The sequence below is a fragment of the [Ruminococcus] lactaris ATCC 29176 genome (genome assembly GCF_025152405.1).
Classification (GTDB): domain Bacteria; phylum Bacillota; class Clostridia; order Lachnospirales; family Lachnospiraceae; genus Mediterraneibacter; species Mediterraneibacter lactaris.
In genome coordinates this window covers 1,792,615-1,812,793 of the sequence record NZ_CP102292.1, presented here as the reverse complement: position 1 = coordinate 1,812,793, position 20,179 = coordinate 1,792,615, and the positions used below count along the sequence as shown (strand labels likewise).

Here is a 20,179-nt window from a genome sequence, read left to right as displayed (position 1 = left end):
ACAGAGAAAAATGTCCGGCAGGTTTTTTATGCCCGGCTATGCAGGAGAAGCTGCCAGCAGCTCATCTGCATAGCCGGGTATTATCCAGGGAACCAATGTACAGTACCTTAAGATTTTACAAGATCCTGAAGTGGAAGAATCTGATACCCCATTTCTTCCCATCGGGTCAGAAGTTCATCGAGGATCTGTGCATTGGTTGCAGAGGTGCTGTGGAGAAGAACCAATGCTCCGGGATGAATCCGGTTCAGCAGTTTTTCAAAAGCTTCTTCTTTGGAAGGCTGTTGATTCTGATACCAGTCTACATAGGCGAGACTCCAGAAAAAGCTTTTATAGCCAAGTTCTTTTGCCATCTGCAGATTGGATTCACTGTATTTTCCCTGTGGAGGACGGTAGTATTTCGTCATTTCTTTTCCGGTTACATTTTTATAGGCAGTTTCTACATCCTCCAGCTCTTTCCCGAATGTATCAAGCGAGGCGATCTTTGACATATCTGGATGATGCCAGGTATGGTTTCCAACGGTATGCCCTTCGTCTGTCATACGCTGGATGAGTTCCGGTTCGGATTCTATGTAAGTGCCGACAACAAAAAAGGTCGCTTTGACCTGATGCTTTTTGAGTGCATCTAAGATGGCGGGTGTATTTCCATTTTCATACCCTGCGTCAAAAGTCAGGAAAATAACTTTTTCATCCGTATCTTTTGCATAGTATGCGTCATATTTTTTGAGAGATTCAATGGTGGCATTTCCGGTGGGAAGCTGTCCGTCTTGCTGAAAACTAAGTCCCCAGTTTCCCTCGGAAGGTGCAGTCAGGGAGGGAATGGCACAGCTTAAAGAAGTCAGGCCGGTACTGACCGGAGTATCAGTCGAGGAAGTATCGGTTGAAGAAGTATCGGCCGGGGAAGAAACGGAGGACTCCATATTCCATGGAAAGAAGGAGAAAAAAGACGGATGGCGGGAAAGCCAGCCGATTCCTGTTCCGGCAAAATAGGAAGCAATGAGAAGGAGAAGTCCAAGTCTGACAGGAGAAAAAGCACCTTGCAAAAAATTTTTGAGTCTTGAAGAAAAAGAAGGTTTCATCGGTTTACCCCGAAAGGTTTCATCAGTAAAAATATATGTAAAAATGGATTGCAACATGACTGGAAAAGGCAAATTCTGCTTGTCTGGAGGAAAATGCAATGCTATAATAAACCGACACATAAATGTATTGTATCTCAGGGAATGAGAACGATAACAGGAGGAGAAAAATGAAGACGAAAAAGCATGATACTCGTTGGTTGGTCAGTGTTGCACTTATGGCAGCAATCATCATTGTCCTTGCGAATACTCCGCTGGGCATGATTCAGCTTCCGGTGATCAAGGCAACAACAGTCCATATTCCGGTCATCCTTGGAGCAATCCTTTTAGGACCATCTGCCGGAGCAATTCTCGGAGGTGTATTCGGTATCTGTTCGGTTGTCAGTAATACGATGACACCGACTCTTTTATCCTTTGCATTTTCACCGTTTATGAGTACAACCGGTATTCCGGGAGCATTCAAGGCATTATGGGTGGCGGTTGGATGCCGGATCTTACTTGGTGTCGCAGCCGGATGGTTGTGGATCTTATTCAGAAAGGTAAAGGTGAATGAAGTGATCGCACTTCCGATTGTTGGATTTGCAGGGTCTATTTTTCATACGATCATCGTAATGGGAAGTATTTACGTCTTATTTGCACAGCAGTATGCCGAGGCAAAAGAAGTAGCGATCAGTGCCGTATTTGGTCTGGTGATGGGAACGGTAATGGCATCGGGGATTCCTGAAGCAATCGCGGCAGCGATCCTGGTACTTGCCATCGGTAAAGTACTGGTAGTTGTATTTAGAAAGATGAATCTGAGTGCAGCGGGAAAATAAAACTGATAAAATGAAAGTTGGCAGCAGACCGGGATTGATCAAAGCCCGGGGATGCTGCTTTTTTCTTTAAAAATCCAGGAATCTCTATGCTTTAGTGGGAAAAAGTGCTAAAATCTATAAGAAGATGCCAGGGTAGGATTGTGGGAGTGCGTAGCACGGAGCAATCCGCAGGCATCAAAGTCGGGGGCTTTTGCCCCCGACATCTATAAGAATAGGGAAATGGATTCCGAAAAAGTTGGAGTTAATTACCCGGAGCAGTTCCACCGGATCAGCCGGACGGACAGAAGGAGAAAAAAGAAATTGGACAGAGCAGTATTATTTTTTGATATAGACGGAACCGTACTCAGCGAGATTACAAAGGAAGTTCCTGTCAGTGCGATCAATGCAATGAAAGCGGCACAGCAGGCAGGACATCTTCTTTTTATCAATACCGGCAGGACGATCTGCAGTATTCCGCCGGAGATCCGCAGACTGAAGTTTGACGGATATCTATGCGGATGCGGAACGTATCTTACTTATCAGGATGAAGTCCTTTTTTCAAGTTCAATCGAAAAAAAGCGTGGGAGGGAAATCCTGAAAAAAGCGACGGAGTGTAATTTGGGGGTAGTTGCAGAAGGGCAGGAAGATGTTTATTATCCTGAGAGGATGAGCCGGTTTGACGGACTGGAGAGTTCCAGAAGATATTTTCACCGAAGAGGAATGGGAATGGAGCAGTCCATTGAAAAGGGAGATTTTATTTATGATAAGATTTTCCTTTATGAGGATGAACGCAGCGATCTGAAGTCTTTTTTAGAGTATACCAAAGGAGAGCTGGAGGCACTGGACCGGGGCAGTCATACTTATGAAGTGATCCAGAAAGGTTATACGAAAGCAACGGCCTGCAGGTTTATTATGGAAAAGTTCGGGATTAATCCGAAAAATGCCTATGTTTTTGGTGACAGCAGCAATGATCTTGCCATGTTTCAGTTTGTGGAACATGCAGTTGCAATGGGGAACCATGATCCGGTACTGGATCCATATGCAGAGTTTGTAACGAAGACGGTGGAAGAGGATGGAATCGCCTTTGCAATGGAACATTATGGTCTGATTGAAGGATAGAAGAGAAAATAGAATGATATTGGAGACGAGGAGAGAGAAGTATGAAAATTTTTGTTTACAGTTACAGAGAATTTGATGAGGCAGAGTTTTTTCAGAAATTTTCAAAAGAATATGGAGTGGAGCTTGGAATCTGTAAGGATGCACCGACGCTGGAAAATGCACATTTGGCAGAAGGTTATGAATATCTGAGTATTATCACAACAAAGATCGATGCACAACTGGTGGAAAGATTTCATGAACTGGGAGTAAAAATGATCTCCACAAGAACGATTGGATTTGATCATATTGATCTGCAGGCAGCAAAAAAATTCGGAATGAGTGTCAGCAATGTATCCTACTCACCGGAATGTGTGGCAGACTATACGCTGATGCTGATGCTGATGGCAATCCGCAAAATGAAGAGGATCATGCAGAGAGCGGAGATCAATGATTTTTCACTGCCTGGAATCCAGGGGGGAGAGCTGCACAATTTTACCGTGGGAGTACTTGGAACGGGAAGGATCGGACGGGCGGTCATCCGTGATCTGTCAGGGTTCGGGTGTAGAATTTACGCTTATGATGCCTATGAAAATGAAGAAGTGAAAAAGTATGCACAGTATGCAGATCTTGATACGATTTACAAAGAATGTGACCTGCTCACCCTGCATATGCCGTTAGAAGCAGAAAATGCACATCTGCTGGATGCAGCGGCTTTTGCAAAAATGAAAGATGGAGTTGTGATCATCAATACTGCAAGAGGCGGCCTGATCGATACGAAAGCTCTGATCAATGCTTTGGAAAATGAGAAAGTCGGAGCAGTCGGACTGGATGTGATTGAGGACGAATTTGGTATGTATTATTATGACAGAAAATCGGACATTTTAAGTAAAAAGGATCTGTATATCCTGCGGGGATTTCCGAATGTTATTGTAACTCCGCATATGGCCTTTTATACAGACCAGGCAGTCAGCGATATGGTAAAAAATTCACTGTTAAGCTGTATTTTACATTCCGAGGGAAAAGAAGATCCATGGAAAGTATTGTAAAAGAAACCGAATTCTTCTGGCAGAAGATAATGATATGAATGTATTGATCCCGACAATTAAAAAATATCTGTAAAAAGTTTAAAGATGAATGATAAAAAATGATAAAAAGAACCGGATGAATGGCAGAAAAATGACCATTCATCCGGTTTTTCATAGTCTAAATCTGTCCTGCTCCATCAAAGAATGCAAGACTGTCAGGGCGGACATAACTGTCACCGATCGTATGGAGAAGAACCAGATTCAGATGATTATTTAAATTCTTTTTGTCTAAAGCAATAGCATCTGTAAGAGACGACATTGGCAGATCACAATGATCTGGAAGCCAGTAGATATCCAGAGCCTTTTTGATGGCATCGGCACAACCTGTGGTTGTCAGTCCCTTTTCTTCAGCAAGCCGGGTAATCTGATACATACCGATTCCGACTGCCTCCCCATGGCTTTCTCTTTCATAATTATAATACTGCTCGATCGTATGAGCCAGTGTATGACCAAAGTTCAACAACATCCGTTCACCGGTATCAAACTGGTCATGTTCTACTACAATCCGCTTAATATCAACGCAGCGTGCGATGATCCGGGTCAGTTCCGGCTTCAGGTCTTCAAAAGAAGTATGGCGGACTAAAGTATCGAACAGAGCTTTATCTTTGATACATCCGTATTTAATGACTTCGCCCATACCGTCACTGATGAAATGCTGGGGGAGCGTATTCAGCACATCCGGGTCAATAATGACTGCTTTTGGATGAAAAAATGCACCTACAAGATTTTTCCCCTGTGGCAGATCGACTGCGACTTTTCCACCAACAGAAGAGTCTACCTGGGCAAGAAGGGAAGTCGGGATCTGAACCAGCCTGACGCCCCGGAGAAAACTGGAAGCAGCGAAACCGGCAAGGTCACCGATCACGCCTCCTCCCAGTGCAATGACCAGGTCACTTCGGGTAAGTCTGGCATCCAGCATCGCAGAATAAATCTGCGGAAGTGTCTGAAAACTTTTCGTAGGTTCACCATGCGGAAGGACAAGAGAATGGCATTCATAGTCCTTCAGGGAATCCAGGACAGTCTTTCCATAAAGCGGAAACACATGATCATCTGAGATGATCATGATTTTCTTCCCAGTGAAGAATTTACGGATATAACTTCCGGTCTGTGGCAGGATTCCGTTTTCAATATAAATAGGATAAGTATCCGGTCCTAAATTTACAGTTAATTCCATTAATGAAACTCCTTACAGTGATTTTCCGATTACAGTAGCGATCTGGCTGACCTGCTTCAGAAGGGCATCGTATTTTTCCGGTTTCAGTGACTGAGCACCATCGCAAAGTGCAGCCTCCGGGTTATTGTGAACCTCAATCATGAGTCCGTCAGCACCGGCAGCGATCGCTGCTTTTGCCATTGGCTCTACCAGCCACCATTTTCCGCCGGCATGGCTTGGATCGACAATGATCGGCAGATGAGTCTTTTTACGAAGTACAGGAATACACTGGAGATCTAATGTATTTCTTGTATAGGTCTCGAAAGTACGGATTCCACGCTCGCACAGAATGACATTTTCATTACCGGATGCCATGATGTACTCAGCAGACATGATCCATTCTTCATAGGTCGCATTCAGACCTCTCTTTAAAAGGATCGGGCGGTCAAGCTGACCTAATTCTTTTAACAGATCGAAGTTCTGCATATTTCTTGCTCCGATCTGGATCAGATCGACTTTCTCATTGAAGACATCCAGATATTTTGGAGACATCAGCTCTGTTACGATCGGAAGACCGACTTCTTCTTTTACTGCACAGAGAATATCCAGTCCCTCAAGACCAAGTCCCTGGAAAGAATAAGGGCTTGTACGGGGCTTGAATGCACCGCCGCGCAGAAGATTGGCTCCGGATGCTTTGGCTTTCTGTGCAATTTCAAGAACTTGCTCAAAAGATTCAACGGAACACGGACCTGCGATCAGTCCCAGGTGGTCACCACCGATCTGAACACCGGAAACATCAATGATCGAATCTTCCGGATGAAAAGCTCTGTTGGCAAGCTTGTAAGGTTCCTGGACATGCATGACTTTATCAACGGATTCGTCAACCTCGAAAAGTCTCGGGTCGATCAGAGTTGTATCACCGATACAACCGATGATCGTCATTTCTGTTCCGCGGACAAGATGCGTGTCAAGACCTCTGTTCGTAACAAGATTTTCAACGCGGGTTATATTTTTTTCTGTAGTATTTGGCTTTAATACAATAATCATTTTTATGTCCTCCCAAAGTACAATCACATTCGCACTGTAAAATTTTAGTTGTTTAAAGTGCGAAAACATTTGTATCATAAATCATTGACACTAAAATGTCAATCATTTTATGAGGGTCATTTAGAAAATTTTACAAAAAAGTAGAAAAGAGAGGAACAGATTTCAGTGTTCCGTTTATTGACTTCATTCTGCCGGAGTGGTAACCTAGGTGAAGTGTCTGTGGAAAATGATCCGCAGCAGGAACATTTTATATATGAAGAAGGTAAGGAAAATGAAAATTTTGAAGCAGTTCGGGGTTATTTTTGGCGTCTGCTGGATCAGCCTGGTGATCGAGCATTATCTGCCATTTTCGTTTCCGGCAAGCGTGATCGGGATGGTTCTTTTACTGATCTGTCTGCTGACCGGATTTTTAAAGATCGAGCATGTACAGGAGAAAGCAGATTTTCTGCTGAGTAATATGGCATTCTTTTTTGTACCTGCGGGAGTAAGCATCATCAATTATTTCGATGAACTGAAAAGCACGGCAGTTCAACTGATTATTATCTGCATTATTTCGACTGTTGTGACATTTGCAGTGACAGCTTACAGTGTCATGCTTACAGTACGTCTGATGAAAAAGTGGAAAGACAGGAGGAAAAAAGCATGAAAGAATTAATGGTATCTCCATATTTCGGTGTGGCACTGAGTATTGTGGCATTCTGGATCGGAGTAAAACTAAATCATAAGTTGAAGACTCCGGTCTGCAATCCGCTGATCGTTGCAATCGTACTGATCGTCGGTGTATTACTTGTGTTTGATATTCCATATGATACTTATAATGTTGGAGGAGAATTGATCAATATGTTCCTCGCTCCTGCAACGGCATGCCTTGCAGTTGCAATTTATACAAAGCTGGATATCCTGAAGCAGTACTGGCTCCCGATCCTGGTGGGATGTACGGCGGGATCGGCGGCATCCATGGGAAGTGTATACGGGATGTGCAGACTGTTCGGACTGGATGAGAGCATGACAGTATCCCTGCTCCCCAAATCAGTGACGACACCGATCGCAGTGAGTATTTCAGAGCCGGGCGGTGGAGTTGTACCAATCACGGTCGTTGCAGTTATTTTTACAGGAATCCTGGGAAGTATTATTGCTCCGTTCCTGATTCGGCTCTTCCATGTATCAGATCCTGTGGCAGCAGGACTTGCGATCGGATCATGCAGTCATGCGGTGGGAACGTCCAAGGCGATCGAGATCGGGGAAGTAGAAGGTGCGATGAGCGGACTGGCAATCGGGATCTGTGGAATCATTACTGTGCTTTTTTCCATGCTGATTATTTAAGAAATGACAAATGTGGAAAGTTATGTTATACTTCCAATTAAGGTAATAATACAGAATAAAGGAGCTATACAGATATGAAAAGAGTATTGTTAAAGTTAAGCGGAGAGGCTCTTGCAGGAGAAAAGAAGACCGGATTTGACGAGGCAACGTGTATCGGTGTTGCAAAGCAGGTAAAGCAGCTTGTTGATGAGGGAATCCAGGTAGCGATCGTGACCGGCGGAGGTAACTTCTGGAGAGGAAGAACCAGTGAGACGATCGACCGTACAAAAGCAGATCAGATCGGAATGCTGGCGACAGTGATGAACTGTATCTATGTATCGGATATTTTCCGTCACGTAGGAATGAAGACCGAAGTATTTACACCGTTTGTATGTGGTGCTTTTACTTCTCTGTTTTCCAAGGATGCAGCAACTGCAGCACTGGAAGAGGGAAAAGTGATCTTCTTTGCAGGCGGAACAGGACATCCGTATTTCTCTACAGATACAGGAGCAGTACTTCGTGCCATCGAGATCGAGGCAGATGCAATGCTTCTTGCAAAGGCAATCGACGGTATTTATGACAGTGATCCGAAGACGAATCCTGCGGCAGTGAAATATGACGAGATTACGATTCAGGATGTGATCGATCAGAAGCTGGCAGCAGTGGATCTGACAGCATCCATTCTCTGTCTTGAAAATAAGATGCCGATGCTGGTATTCGGACTGAATGAAGAGAACAGTATCGTGAATACCATGCAGGGCAAGTTTACAGGAACAAAAGTAACAGTTTAGGAGGATTTTCCGATATGAATGAAAAAATTGCAGCATATGACGTAAAGATGACAAAGACGATCAATAATCTGGATGGCGAACTTGCTACGATCCGTGCAGGACGTGCCAATCCTCATGTATTAGATAAGATTGCCGTAGACTATTATGGTTCACCGACTCCGATCCAGCAGGTGGCAAATGTCTCTGTGCCGGAAGCACGTATGATCCAGATTCAGCCATGGGAAAAAAGCATGCTGAAAGCTATCGAGAAGGCAATCCTTACTTCTGATATCGGAATCAACCCGACAAATGATGGAACTTCGATCCGTCTGGTATTCCCTGAGCTGACAGAGGATCGCAGAAAAGAGCTTGCAAAGGATGTAAAGAAAAAAGGGGAAGAAGCAAAGGTTGCAGTCCGCAATATCCGTCGTGACGGAAATGTGGCATTTAAGAAGCTGAAAGGAACGGAAATTTCAGAAGATGAGATCAAGGATCTGGAAGACGAGCTTCAGAAGATCACCGATAAGTATATTGCACAGGTGGACAAGATGGTCGAGGCAAAATCCAAAGAGATCATGACGGTTTAATCGGTTATAGAGCAGTACGAACAGTGGAGCTTATGATTTAGGCTCCATTTTTTGTAAGGTGGAGAGGAAAGGAGCAATAGATGAATGTACCACAGCATATTGCAATCATTTTAGACGGAAACGGGCGTTGGGCAAAATCCAAAGGAATGCCGAGAAACTACGGTCATGCCCAGGGAAGTAAAAATGTGGAACGGATCTGTGAGGAAGCATGGCGACTCGGAATCAAGTATCTGACAGTCTATGCGTTTTCTACAGAGAACTGGAGCCGGCCGAAAAATGAAGTAGATGCATTGATGACATTACTTCGCAATTATATGAAGACCTGTCTGAAGACAGCGGCAAAAAATGATATGAAGATCCGGGTGATCGGGGATATTGAGCCACTGGATGAAAATATTAAAAGCCGTATCAAAGAGCTGGAAGAGGCAACAGTCAATAACGGAGGCTTAAATTTTACGATTGCTTTGAATTATGGAAGCAGGGATGAGATCACCAGGGCTGTTAAGAAGATTGCAGAGGATTGCAGGGAAGGGAAAATAAATCCTGATTCGATTACAGAGAAGACAGTGAACGATTATCTGGATACGCATGATATCCCGGATCCGGATCTGATGATCCGTACAAGCGGGGAGCAGAGACTGTCCAATTATCTGCTCTGGCAGCTTGCTTACTCAGAATTTTATTTTACAGATGTGCCATGGCCGGCATTTACGAAAGAAGAGCTGATAAAGGCAATCGAAGAATATAATCACCGGCACAGACGATTTGGTGGCGTTGAGGAGGAAAAATAATGTTTAAGACGAGGTTATTGAGTGGAATACTATTGGTGATCATTGCACTGATCACGGTGATTACGGGCGGAAGCCTTCTGTTCGGGGTTCTGCTTCTGATCAGCCTGATCGGAATGACAGAGCTTTATAAAGTATTTGGAATTGAGAAGAAAGCTCCGGGAGTCCTGGGATATATATTTGCAGTCGGTTATTATGCCTTACTGTATTTTAAGCCACAGCTTCCGGGAGAATCACTGAACTGGTTTATGATGCTTTTTATGGGATACCTGATCTGTCAGATGGCAGTGCTTGTATTTGCATATCCTAAGTATAATACACAGCAGATCCTGGCCGGCTTTTTCGGGGTCTTTTATGTGGCAGTGATGCTTTCCTATATTTATCAGACGAGAATCCTTCCGGGAGGTATTTTTACAGTATGGCTTGTCTTTGTATGCTCATGGGGATGCGATACGTGTGCTTACTGTGTGGGAATGCTGATCGGAAAGCATAAGATGGCCCCTATTTTAAGTCCGAAAAAGTCGGTAGAAGGTGGAATTGGAGGTATCGTCGGAGCAGCACTGATCGGGATTCTCTATGCACTTGCAGTGAATTACTGGGGAAATGCAGGAGAAGATGTACTCAGATATGCGATCATCGGAGCAGCAGGCGGAGCGATTTCCCAGATTGGAGACCTGGCAGCATCAGCGATCAAGCGATACCATAATATCAAAGATTACGGAAAGCTGATCCCGGGACATGGTGGAATCCTTGACCGGTTTGACAGTGTGATCTTTACAGCACCGATCATCTATTATCTCGCATTATTCCTGTAGGAAAGTTTTTTAAAGAGCGGATAGAAAAAGCAAATGAGGTGTAACGGAACATGAAAAAAATAGCAGTTTTGGGTTCTACGGGTTCGATTGGAACGCAGACACTGGAAATTGTCAGAACAAATCAGGATATCAAAGTAACGGCACTGGCTGCCGGAAATAATATAGAACTTTTAGAACAGCAGATCCGGGAGTTCTCTCCGAAGGTTGTTGCGGTGTGGAAAGAGGAGCGGGCAAAGGAACTGAAAGAAAAGATCCGGGATCTGGATGTGAAAGTACTCTGTGGAATGGACGGATTGCTTGCGGTGGCAGCAGAACCTGAAGCGGAGATCCTTGTCACTGCGATCGTCGGAATGATCGGAATCCTCCCGACGATTGAGGCAATCCGGGCAGGAAAGGATATTGCACTTGCGAATAAAGAAACTTTAGTTACGGCAGGGCATATCATTATACCGCTTGCAAAGAAAATGGGCGTTTCCATTCTTCCGGTGGACAGTGAACATAGTGCCATTTTCCAGTCTCTGCAGGGGGGACAGGAGAAAGCATTGCATAAGATCCTGTTGACTGCCTCAGGTGGCCCGTTCAGAGGAAAAAAGAGAGAAGAACTTCAGAATATCCGGGTAGAAGATGCCCTGAAGCATCCGAACTGGGCAATGGGGCGAAAAATCACGATCGATTCTTCCACCATGGTGAATAAAGGGCTGGAAGTGATTGAGGCAAAGTGGCTGTTCGGAGTGGACGTGGATCAGATCCAGGTAGTCGTACAGCCACAGAGTATCATTCATTCTATGGTGGAATACAAAGATGGTGCGGTGATCGCACAGCTTGGCACACCGGATATGAAGCTCCCGATCCAGTATGCACTGTATTATCCTGAGAGAAGATTTCTTCCGGGAGACAGACTGGATTTTGCCGCTTTAAGTCAGATCACATTTGAGAAACCGGATATGGAGACATTTTACGGACTGAAACTGGCTTATGAAGCCGGAAGGACAGGAGGTTCTCTCCCGACTGTTCTGAATGCTGCAAATGAACGGGCAGTTGCCATGTTCTTAGACAGAAAGATCAAATACCTGCAGATCCCGGAGATCATTCAGGCATGCATGGAAGCTCATAAAAATATTCCGTCCCCTACAGTAGAAGAAATACTAAAGACGGAACAGGCAACATATGAATTTATTAAAAACAGGTGGTAATATATGGGGATTATTTTAGCGATATTGCTGTTCAGTGCAATCATAATCATTCACGAGCTGGGACATTTCCTTCTTGCTAAAGCGAATGGAATCCGTGTGGATGAATTTTCACTGGGACTTGGACCAACGCTGTTCGGAAAGCAGTTTGGTGAGACAAAGTTCAGCGTGAAACTGCTTCCTTTTGGCGGAGCGTGCATGATGGGCGAGGATGATGTGGAAGATATATCAGAAGGAAGCTTTAACAGTAAATCTGTCTGGGCAAGAATGTCAGTCATTGTTGCAGGGCCGCTTTTTAATCTGATCCTGGCATGGATCTTATGTATGATTATGATCGCATGGGTTGGATACAGAACACCGGTTGTCGGTGGAGTGATAGATGGATATTCAGCCCAGGAACAGGGACTTTCAGAAGGCGATGTGATCACGAAGATCGGTGGTCGCTCTGTGCATATCTGGAATGATATCAGTTTATATAATCTGACTCATTCAGAAGAAAAAGAAGTTGAGATCACATATAAGAGGGATGGAAAGACGCATACAGCAGTGCTGGAGCCGAGACAGAAAGAAGGAGATACTGCACCGCTTCTGGGAGTGACCGGAGGTAAGATGGAGCGTCCCGGATTTTTCGGAACCCTGAAATATGGTGCTTATACCGTCAAATACTGGATCGATTATACAGTAGACAGTCTTCGGATGCTTGTGACGGGAAGAGTCGGAATGAAAGACCTGTCAGGTCCGGTGGGAATCGTCAGTGCAGTAGACGGCGTTTATCAGGAGGCAGCACCGGCCGGGTTATCAGTGATCATCCTGAATCTGATGAATATCGGGATTCTGATCACGGCAAACCTCGGTGTGATGAATCTTCTGCCGCTACCGGCACTGGATGGAGGAAGACTGGTATTTCTGATCATTGAGGCAATTCGTGGAAAGCGGGTATCACCGGATAAAGAAGGCATGGTGCATTTTGCGGGGTTTGCACTTCTGATGGTTCTGATGGTTGTGGTGATGTTTAATGATATTATGAAGCTGGTGTAAAGTGGCTTATGAAATTCGTGTAAATACCAATATGAAACTGGTGTGAATGGTATTATGAAATTAGCAGGAATATCATGAAAAGCCGGTTTATATAATAGAGATGATGATAGATTTCATGGAGTAGATCATGAGCCAGTTACGTGCCATGCAGACAGAAGCAGTTGACAGAGGAACGCTTCAGATCAATGTTACTTCCTCGGTGAATGCATTTCCGGTGGAACGGGCGGAAATTTCTATTTCGTATACCGGAGTACCGGAAAGTACGCTGGAAAAGATACAGACAGATTCATCAGGACAGACGGAGACAATCGAACTTGCAGCACCACCGGAGGAGTGGAGTCTGGATATAGAAGAAGACAGACAGCCATATTCGGAATATACGCTGAGTATCAAAGCACCGGGATTTGAACCGGTCAATATTGCAGGAACGGAGATTCTTGCAAATGTAAAGGCAATACAGAACATACAGATGAAACCAGCAGATGTGAGCGGGGAAGAGGATCAAGTATTCGTTATCCCCGCTCATACTTTATATGGAGACTATCCCCCGAAGATCGCAGAGGCAGAGATCAAGCCGGTGACAGAGACGGGGGAGATTGTTTTAAGCCGTGTGGTTGTGCCGGAGTATATTGTGGTACATGATGGTTCACCAAGAGATTCAACCGCAACCAATTATTATGTTAAATATAAAGATTATATCAAGAATGTTGCATCCAGTGAGATTTATGCGACCTGGCCGGAAAATACGATCCGGGCGAATGTACTGGCAATCATGTCGTTTACTCTGAACCGGGTTTATACGGAGTGGTACAGAAATAAAGGGTATGATTTCACGATCACTTCCTCCACTGCCTTTGACCATAAGTGGATTCCTGAGAGAAATATTTTTGATTCGATTTCTGTGATTGTGGATGAACTGTTTGCTGATTATCTTTCAAGACCCAATGTGCGGCAGCCGATCCTGACGCAGTATTGTGATGGGCGGAGAGTGAGCTGCCCGAACTGGTTGACCCAGTGGGGGTCAAAAGCACTGGGGGATCAGGGATTGACAGCGATAGAAATCTTACGTTATTATTACGGTGATGACATGTATATCAATACAGCTCAGGAGATCTCGGGAATACCATCTTCCTGGCCCGGATACACACTGGAGCAGGGGGCCAGTGGAGAAAAGGTGCTGCAGATGCAGGAACAGCTCCGGGTGATATCCGAGGCATATCCGGCAATCCCGAAAGTAGAGGCAGACGGAATCTATGGACCTGCAACAGCACAGGCAGTGGAGAAGTTCCAGTCAGTATTCGGACTTCCGGTGACAGGAACAGTAGATTATTCTACCTGGTATAAGATCTCAGAGATTTATGTAGGGGTGTCAAGGATTGCAGAGTTGGTTTAAAGCAGATATCTGGGATAGATAGAAGCTGATACTAAAGAGATGGAGAGAAAGATGAGCGGTCAGGGACGAGAAGAAAAGGGACTGTTTCCCAAAGGAATGATTCTTGCTTGTGTGATCCTTTTTCTGTTGGGGATAGGATGCGTAGGTATGAATCTTGCTGCGGGACCTTCGGAAGAAAAAAATCCGATGGGGCAGATTGCGGATTATAGAAAAAAGGAAGAAAAGAAAAAGGAAGCGGAAAAGAAAAAGCTTGAAGAGCAGAAGAAGCAGAAAAAAAGTACGGATGAAAAGAAAAATGCAGATCCAGATCAGGATATGACCGAAGAGCTGGCACAAAAGTATTATTATCAGAAACTGAGTGCAGAAGAACAGAAGTATTATAAAGAAATACTTAAAGGTCTGGAAGATATGGAGACGGTGATTCATGTAAGTACGGCAGATGATACGAAATTGCAAAAGGTATTTGAATATATTATGTATGATATGCCGACTCTTTTCTGGTGCGATCGGAGCTGGAGTGGAAGTAAGTATCTAAGTGAGAACAGGACAGAAATTTCACCGGGGTATACATGTACCAAAGCGGAAAGAGATGTACGACAAAACCAGGTTGATGAAGCTGTTGGGCAGTGCCTGAGTGGAATAGACAAAGATGCAGATGATTATACCAAAATAAAAGCAGTTTTTGAATATCTTGTCAATACGGTTGATTATGATAAAAATGCTGCGGATAACCAGAATGTATATAGTGCATTGGTGGGAAAGCGTTCTGTCTGTGCAGGTTATGCACGTTCTACGCAGCTTCTTCTTGAAAAGCTTGGAATTCAATGTTTATATGTTGAGGGAACGGCTGGAGAAAATAATGAAGCCCATGCATGGAATATCGTCAAGTGCAATGGAAAGTATTATCAGATAGACACGACATGGGGAGATCCGATTTATGACCAGACAGAAAATCCGGAAACGAATGCGGGAAATAATATTAATTATGATTACTTATGTACTTCAGATGAAAAGATGTACCGCAACCATACGATAAAAGCGGTGACTGATTATCCGGTCTGTGATTCAGACAATCTGAATTATTTTAAACTGAACAATATGTATTATGAAAGTTATGATGCAGCTACATTAATGGAAAAGATGAAAGAAAGTTATCAGAAAAAAGAAGATTCTTTCACCTGTGAATTTTCAAATCCGGATGTATATGCACAGGCGAGAGAGGATATCATCAATAATCTTCTCCCACAGGCATCCCAGGGGCTGGCACAATATTATGGCTTCAGCCGGGTACGGTACAGCTATTCAGAATATACGGAGCATTACAGAATCACAGTCGATTGGCAGTATTTCGAATACACCGGAAACTGAAATTTATAAGATGTCAGGGTCAAAAGGTCTGAAACCACGTGTGCTTGCACACTGGTGGTAGAATGACCTTGAGACCCGCCCAGATATGAGCATAAAAGTGGGGCGTAAGCACCATGATATGCGAATAGCGGGTAGGATTGTGGGAGTGCGTAGCACGAAACAATCCGTTGGCATCATTGTTGGGGGCTTTTGACCCCAACATCTTTATAATTATACATTAAAAATAATGTTGAAATATGGTCTCAAGTGTAGTATAATTTTTACAATTTGAGAAAGTGGGCGCTCTGGAACGAAAGACTCCAAGAGTGCCTTTACTATGTCAAAGTATGTAAGAGAAACTGCAGGTGGCAGATTCTCCCTATGCAAAGATAAATTTTACGAAGGGAAAGGGTGAACAGATGAAAGCGTTTCTTATTTTGGAAGACGGTACTGTGTTTACAGGAACAAGCATTGGTTCGACGAAGGATATGATCAGTGAGATCGTATTTAATACCTCGATGACAGGTTATCTGGAGGTGTTGACGGACCCTTCTTATGCAGGACAGGCTGTTGTCATGACCTATCCGCTGATCGGTAACTATGGTATCACACCGGACATGGAGTCTAGGAAGGCATGGCCTGACGGCTATATTGTGAGAGAACTGTCCCGTATGCCGAGCAATTTCAGATGCGAAGGCACAATTCAGGATTTCCTTAAAGAACAGGATATTCCGGGAATTGCAGGGGTGGATACACGTGCTCTGACAAAAATCCTGAGAGAAAAAGGAACTATGAACGGTATGATCACGACGAATGAGAATTATAATCTTGATGAGATCTTACCGAAGTTAAAGGCATATACGGTCGGTGATGTCGTATCAAAGGTGACATGTGCCGAAAAATATGTATTGGAAGGAAATGGAAAGAAAGTTGCACTTCTTGATCTTGGAGCAAAGAATAATATTGCAAAATCTTTGAACAGGCGTGGATGCGAAGTGACGGTTTATCCGGCACATACACCGGCAGAAGAAATTATTTCTTCTAATCCGGACGGCATCATGCTTTCTAATGGACCTGGAGATCCGGCAGACTGCACATCAATTATTGAGGAAATCAGAAAATTATACAATACAGATATCCCGATTTTTGCTATTTGTCTGGGTCATCAGTTAATGGCTCTGGCTACCGGTGCGACAACGCATAAGCTGAAATACGGACACCGTGGAGGAAATCATCCGGTGAAAGATCTTCAGACCGGACGTGTCTATATTTCATCCCAGAACCATGGTTATGTAGTAGATGATGAGAATGTAGATCCAAAGATTGCAGTTCCGGCATTTAAGAATGTAAATGATGGAACGAATGAGGGACTTGCATATGTAGGAAAGAATATCTTTACGGTGCAGTTCCATCCGGAAGCTTGTCCGGGACCGCAGGATTCAGGATACCTGTTCGACAGATTCATTGAGATGATGGGAGGGACGAAATAATGCCAAGAGATAATAGTATTAAGAAAGTATTAGTGATTGGTTCGGGTCCGATCGTCATCGGGCAGGCAGCGGAGTTTGACTATGCAGGAACCCAGGCGTGCCGTTCTCTGAAAGAAGAAGGAATCGAAGTTGTTCTGCTGAACTCTAATCCGGCTACGATCATGACGGATAAGGATATTGCAGACAGAGTATATATTGAACCTCTGACAGTAGAAGTGGTTGAGCAGTTGATCAAGAAAGAAAAACCGGACAGCGTACTTCCTACTCTGGGAGGACAGGCAGGACTGAACCTTGCCATGGAGCTTGAGGAGGCTGGATTCCTGAAAGAAAATGGGGTTCGTCTGATCGGAACAACTTCTGAGACGATCAAGAAAGCGGAGGATCGTCTTGAGTTTAAAGCAACGATGGAAAAGATCGGTGAACCGGTTGCCGCTTCACTGGTTGTTGAAAATGTGGAAGATGGTCTTGCATTTGCAAATGAGATCGGATATCCGGTTGTTCTCCGTCCGGCTTATACACTTGGCGGAAGTGGCGGTGGTATTGCCCATGATCCTCATCAGTTGGTAGAGATCCTTGAGAACGGACTTCGTCTTTCCCGTGTAGGTCAGGTCCTTGTAGAACGCTGTATTGCAGGATGGAAAGAGATCGAGTATGAGGTAATGCGTGACGGAAATGGAAACTGCATTACGGTATGTAATATGGAAAATATTGATCCGGTGGGTGTCCATACAGGAGACAGTATCGTAGTAGCTCCATCGCAGACGCTGGGAGATAAAGAGTATCAGATGCTTCGTACCTCCGCACTGAATATCATCAGTGAACTGAATATTACAGGTGGATGTAACGTACAGTATGCTCTTCATCCGGAGACATTTGAATATTGCGTTATCGAGGTAAATCCTCGTGTAAGCCGTTCTTCCGCACTTGCTTCTAAGGCAACAGGATACCCGATCGCCAAAGTTGCGGCAAAGATCGCTCTTGGATATAATCTGGATGAGATCCAGAATGCAATCACAAAGAAGACCTACGCAAGTTTCGAGCCAATGCTTGATTATGTAGTTGTAAAGATTCCGCGTCTTCCATTTGATAAGTTTATCAGTGCAAAGAGAACTCTTACGACTCAGATGAAAGCAACCGGAGAGGTTATGAGTATCTGCAATAACTTTGAAGGAGCTTTGATGAAAGCAATCCGTTCACTGGAGCAACATGTAGACAGTCTGATGTCCTATGATTTCACCGGTCTGACAGATGACGAACTCCTGGAGCAACTGGAGATCGTTGATGATATGCGTATGTGGAGAATTGCGGAGGCCTGCAGAAGAGGTGTGGATTATGATGTGATCCACAACATTACAAAGGTTGACAAGTGGTTCATTGATAAATTTGCGATCATCACAGAGATGGAGACAGCACTGAAGACCCAGGAACTCACACCGGAACTTCTGAAAGAAGCTAAGAGAATTGAGTTCCCTGACAATGTGATCGCTGAACTGACAGGAAAGACAGAGCAAGAGATCCATGATATGCGTCATGAAAATGGTATCGTGGCAGCATATAAGATCGTAGATACCTGTGCGGCGGAGTTCGCGGCAGAGACTCCATACTACTATTCCGTTTATGGTAGTGAGAATGAAGTTGAAAAGACAGATGCGAAGAAGAAAGTTCTTGTCCTTGGATCAGGTCCGATCCGTATCGGACAGGGAATCGAGTTTGACTTCTGTTCTGTACATTGTACATGGGCATTTGCAAAAGAAGGATATGAAACGATCATTGTAAATAATAACCCGGAGACAGTAAGTACAGACTTTGATATTGCTGATAAGCTGTATTTTGAGCCGCTGACACCGGAAGATGTAGAGAGTATCGTTGATATTGAGAAGCCGGATGGAGCAGTTGTCCAGTTCGGTGGACAGACAGCGATCAAGCTGACAGAAGCACTGATGAAGATGGGAGTTCCGATCCTTGGAACATCCGCAGAAAATGTAGATAAAGCAGAAGACCGAGAACTCTTTGATGAGATTCTTGAGGAGTGTCAGATCCCACGTCCGACAGGTGGTACTGTATTTACGGCTGAGGAAGCAAAAGAGGTTGCCAACAGACTTGGATATCCGGTTCTGGTTCGTCCTTCCTATGTACTTGGAGGACAGGGAATGCAGATTGCCATCAATGATAATGATATTGATGAGTTTATCGGCATTATCAACCGGATCGCACAGGATCATCCGATCCTTGTTGATAAATATCTTCAAGGAAAAGAGATCGAGGTCGATGCAGTATGCGACGGAGATGATATCCTGATTCCGGGAATCATGGAGCATATCGAGCGTGCAGGTATCCATTCAGGAGACAGTATTTCGGTATATCCGGCACAGAGCCTGACGGACGGTGCAAAGGCAAAGATCGCAGAATATACAAGAAGACTTGCAAAGTCACTGCATGTAATCGGAATGATCAATATCCAGTTTATTGTATGCGGCGAAGAGGATGTATATGTAATTGAGGTAAATCCGCGTTCCAGCCGTACTGTTCCGTATATCAGTAAGGTAACAGGAATCCCGATTGTACCGCTTGCTACGCAGGTGATCATCGGAAAGAAGATCAAAGAACTTGGTTATACACCGGGACTTCAGCCGGAGGCAGATTATGTAGCAGTCAAGATGCCGGTATTCTCCTTTGAGAAGATCCGCGGTGCAGATATCAGCCTTGGACCTGAGATGAAGTCCACAGGAGAGTGTCTGGGTATTGCAAAGACATTTGATGAAGCTCTTTATAAAGCATTCCTTGGAGCAGGAATCAAACTTCCAAAATTCAAGAATATGATCATGACAGTTCGTGATGAGGATCATGCAGATGCAGTAGAGATCGGAAGAAGATTTGAAAAGATCGGATACCATATCTTCGCTACAAGCGGAACTGCACGTGCCTTAAATGAAGCGGGAGTGAAAGCAACTCCGGTTCGCAAGATTGAGCAGGAGTCACCGAATCTTCTGGATCTGATCCTTGGACATAAGATCGATCTGGTTATCGATATTCCGGCACAGGGAGCAGAACATTCCAAAGATGGATTCGTGATCCGCAGAAATGCGATCGAGACAGGAGTGAATGTCCTGACTGCCATCGATACAGCTCATGCACTGATCACCAGTCTGGAAAATACAGATATTAAGAAGCTGACACTGATCGATATTGCGACAGTACAGTAAAAGCAG

The 20,179-nt window shown here is 44.3% G+C and carries 18 protein-coding genes; 15 read left to right on the top strand and 3 right to left on the bottom strand.

The annotated features are described in order from the left end of the window. Positions 1-107 precede the first annotated feature (107 nt). A complete protein-coding gene (pdaA, locus tag NQ541_RS08520) occupies positions 108-1,076 on the bottom strand; it encodes a delta-lactam-biosynthetic de-N-acetylase (RefSeq protein WP_226968799.1) in 969 nt (322 codons plus the stop codon). Positions 1,077-1,243: 167 nt separating this feature from the next. Between pdaA and NQ541_RS08515 the strand changes: the two genes are divergently transcribed. The 3 genes from NQ541_RS08515 to NQ541_RS08505 all read left to right on the top strand — a co-directional run bounded on the left by NQ541_RS08515 (position 1,244) and on the right by NQ541_RS08505 (position 4,011). After that, positions 1,244-1,888, top strand: coding sequence for an ECF transporter S component (locus NQ541_RS08515; RefSeq protein WP_044940908.1), 645 nt, complete (start codon positions 1,244-1,246; stop codon positions 1,886-1,888). 300 nt (positions 1,889-2,188) lie between these two features. Next, entirely contained in the window at positions 2,189-2,986 is a 798-nt protein-coding gene (locus NQ541_RS08510) for a Cof-type HAD-IIB family hydrolase (protein ID WP_044905594.1), read from the top strand. A gap of 41 nt (positions 2,987-3,027) precedes the next feature. After that, positions 3,028-4,011, top strand: a complete 984-nt coding sequence (locus tag NQ541_RS08505; RefSeq protein ID WP_005611934.1) for a D-isomer specific 2-hydroxyacid dehydrogenase family protein — start codon at positions 3,028-3,030, stop codon at positions 4,009-4,011. Positions 4,012-4,168: 157 nt separating this feature from the next. On the opposite strand, the gene aroB is transcribed toward NQ541_RS08505, so the two are convergent. Continuing rightward, positions 4,169-5,224, bottom strand: coding sequence for a 3-dehydroquinate synthase (gene aroB, locus NQ541_RS08500; RefSeq protein WP_005611936.1), 1,056 nt, complete (start codon positions 5,222-5,224; stop codon positions 4,169-4,171). Between the two features lie 12 nt (positions 5,225-5,236). After that, complete coding sequence (gene aroF, locus NQ541_RS08495) at positions 5,237-6,250, bottom strand: 3-deoxy-7-phosphoheptulonate synthase (RefSeq protein ID WP_044940912.1); 1,014 nt, start codon at positions 6,248-6,250, stop codon at positions 5,237-5,239. A 271-nt stretch (positions 6,251-6,521) separates the two neighbouring features. Here aroF and NQ541_RS08490 point away from each other — a divergent pair, with 271 nt between their 5' ends. The 12 genes from NQ541_RS08490 (at position 6,522) to carB (ending at position 20,173) form a co-directional block, all read left to right on the top strand. Further along, positions 6,522-6,896 (top strand): CidA/LrgA family protein, encoded by a 375-nt coding sequence (locus NQ541_RS08490; protein ID WP_044940935.1) that lies wholly within the window; start codon positions 6,522-6,524, stop codon positions 6,894-6,896. Continuing rightward, positions 6,893-7,573 carry an LrgB family protein gene (locus NQ541_RS08485; RefSeq protein WP_005611942.1) on the top strand — a complete coding sequence of 227 codons (681 nt, stop codon included), beginning with the start codon at positions 6,893-6,895 and terminating at the stop codon, positions 7,571-7,573. Before NQ541_RS08490 ends, NQ541_RS08485 begins: the two co-directional genes overlap by 4 nt. Positions 7,574-7,647: 74 nt before the next feature. After that, positions 7,648-8,343 (top strand): UMP kinase, encoded by a 696-nt coding sequence (pyrH, locus tag NQ541_RS08480; RefSeq protein WP_005611945.1) that lies wholly within the window; start codon positions 7,648-7,650, stop codon positions 8,341-8,343. 14 nt (positions 8,344-8,357) lie between these two features. Next, positions 8,358-8,909: a ribosome recycling factor gene (gene frr / locus NQ541_RS08475; protein WP_005611947.1), complete on the top strand. Its 552-nt coding sequence runs from the start codon at positions 8,358-8,360 to the stop codon at positions 8,907-8,909. An 80-nt stretch (positions 8,910-8,989) separates the two neighbouring features. After that, a complete protein-coding gene (locus NQ541_RS08470) occupies positions 8,990-9,700 on the top strand; it encodes an isoprenyl transferase (protein ID WP_005611950.1) in 711 nt (236 codons plus the stop codon). After that, positions 9,700-10,512, top strand: coding sequence for a phosphatidate cytidylyltransferase (locus NQ541_RS08465; protein WP_005611953.1), 813 nt, complete (start codon positions 9,700-9,702; stop codon positions 10,510-10,512). Before NQ541_RS08470 ends, NQ541_RS08465 begins: the two co-directional genes overlap by 1 nt. A gap of 50 nt (positions 10,513-10,562) precedes the next feature. Continuing rightward, positions 10,563-11,705, top strand: a complete 1,143-nt coding sequence (gene dxr / locus NQ541_RS08460) for a 1-deoxy-D-xylulose-5-phosphate reductoisomerase (RefSeq protein WP_005611956.1) — start codon at positions 10,563-10,565, stop codon at positions 11,703-11,705. A gap of 3 nt (positions 11,706-11,708) precedes the next feature. Further along, entirely contained in the window at positions 11,709-12,740 is a 1,032-nt protein-coding gene (gene rseP, locus NQ541_RS08455; protein ID WP_005611959.1) for an RIP metalloprotease RseP, read from the top strand. Positions 12,741-12,867: 127 nt separating this feature from the next. Beyond that, complete coding sequence (locus NQ541_RS08450; RefSeq protein WP_005611962.1) at positions 12,868-14,133, top strand: peptidoglycan-binding domain-containing protein; 1,266 nt, start codon at positions 12,868-12,870, stop codon at positions 14,131-14,133. A gap of 51 nt (positions 14,134-14,184) precedes the next feature. Next, positions 14,185-15,501, top strand: coding sequence for a transglutaminase domain-containing protein (locus NQ541_RS08445; RefSeq protein WP_049931305.1), 1,317 nt, complete (start codon positions 14,185-14,187; stop codon positions 15,499-15,501). Positions 15,502-15,899: 398 nt separating this feature from the next. Then, positions 15,900-16,970, top strand: a complete 1,071-nt coding sequence (locus tag NQ541_RS08435; RefSeq protein ID WP_044905598.1) for a carbamoyl phosphate synthase small subunit — start codon at positions 15,900-15,902, stop codon at positions 16,968-16,970. Beyond that, entirely contained in the window at positions 16,970-20,173 is a 3,204-nt protein-coding gene (gene carB / locus NQ541_RS08430) for a carbamoyl-phosphate synthase large subunit (RefSeq protein WP_005611971.1), read from the top strand. The genes NQ541_RS08435 and carB overlap by 1 nt, the downstream gene beginning before the upstream one ends. Positions 20,174-20,179: the final 6 nt, after the last annotated feature.

What these genes read in the sequence shown, in the direction of transcription:
- pdaA (WP_226968799.1), bottom strand. Translation starts at nt 1,076, where the DNA reads ATGAAACCTTCTTTTTCTTCAAGACTCAAAAATTTTTTGCAAGGTGCT.
- NQ541_RS08515 (WP_044940908.1), top strand. Translation starts at nt 1,244, where the DNA reads ATGAAGACGAAAAAGCATGATACTCGTTGGTTGGTCAGTGTTGCACTT.
- NQ541_RS08505 (WP_005611934.1), top strand. Translation starts at nt 3,028, where the DNA reads ATGAAAATTTTTGTTTACAGTTACAGAGAATTTGATGAGGCAGAGTTT.
- aroB (WP_005611936.1), bottom strand. Translation starts at nt 5,224, where the DNA reads ATGGAATTAACTGTAAATTTAGGACCGGATACTTATCCTATTTATATT.
- aroF (WP_044940912.1), bottom strand. Translation starts at nt 6,250, where the DNA reads ATGATTATTGTATTAAAGCCAAATACTACAGAAAAAAATATAACCCGC.
- NQ541_RS08490 (WP_044940935.1), top strand. Translation starts at nt 6,522, where the DNA reads ATGAAAATTTTGAAGCAGTTCGGGGTTATTTTTGGCGTCTGCTGGATC.
- NQ541_RS08485 (WP_005611942.1), top strand. Translation starts at nt 6,893, where the DNA reads ATGAAAGAATTAATGGTATCTCCATATTTCGGTGTGGCACTGAGTATT.
- pyrH (WP_005611945.1), top strand. Translation starts at nt 7,648, where the DNA reads ATGAAAAGAGTATTGTTAAAGTTAAGCGGAGAGGCTCTTGCAGGAGAA.
- frr (WP_005611947.1), top strand. Translation starts at nt 8,358, where the DNA reads ATGAATGAAAAAATTGCAGCATATGACGTAAAGATGACAAAGACGATC.
- NQ541_RS08470 (WP_005611950.1), top strand. Translation starts at nt 8,990, where the DNA reads ATGAATGTACCACAGCATATTGCAATCATTTTAGACGGAAACGGGCGT.
- NQ541_RS08465 (WP_005611953.1), top strand. Translation starts at nt 9,700, where the DNA reads ATGTTTAAGACGAGGTTATTGAGTGGAATACTATTGGTGATCATTGCA.
- dxr (WP_005611956.1), top strand. Translation starts at nt 10,563, where the DNA reads ATGAAAAAAATAGCAGTTTTGGGTTCTACGGGTTCGATTGGAACGCAG.
- rseP (WP_005611959.1), top strand. Translation starts at nt 11,709, where the DNA reads ATGGGGATTATTTTAGCGATATTGCTGTTCAGTGCAATCATAATCATT.
- NQ541_RS08450 (WP_005611962.1), top strand. Translation starts at nt 12,868, where the DNA reads ATGAGCCAGTTACGTGCCATGCAGACAGAAGCAGTTGACAGAGGAACG.
- NQ541_RS08445 (WP_049931305.1), top strand. Translation starts at nt 14,185, where the DNA reads ATGAGCGGTCAGGGACGAGAAGAAAAGGGACTGTTTCCCAAAGGAATG.
- NQ541_RS08435 (WP_044905598.1), top strand. Translation starts at nt 15,900, where the DNA reads ATGAAAGCGTTTCTTATTTTGGAAGACGGTACTGTGTTTACAGGAACA.
- carB (WP_005611971.1), top strand. Translation starts at nt 16,970, where the DNA reads ATGCCAAGAGATAATAGTATTAAGAAAGTATTAGTGATTGGTTCGGGT.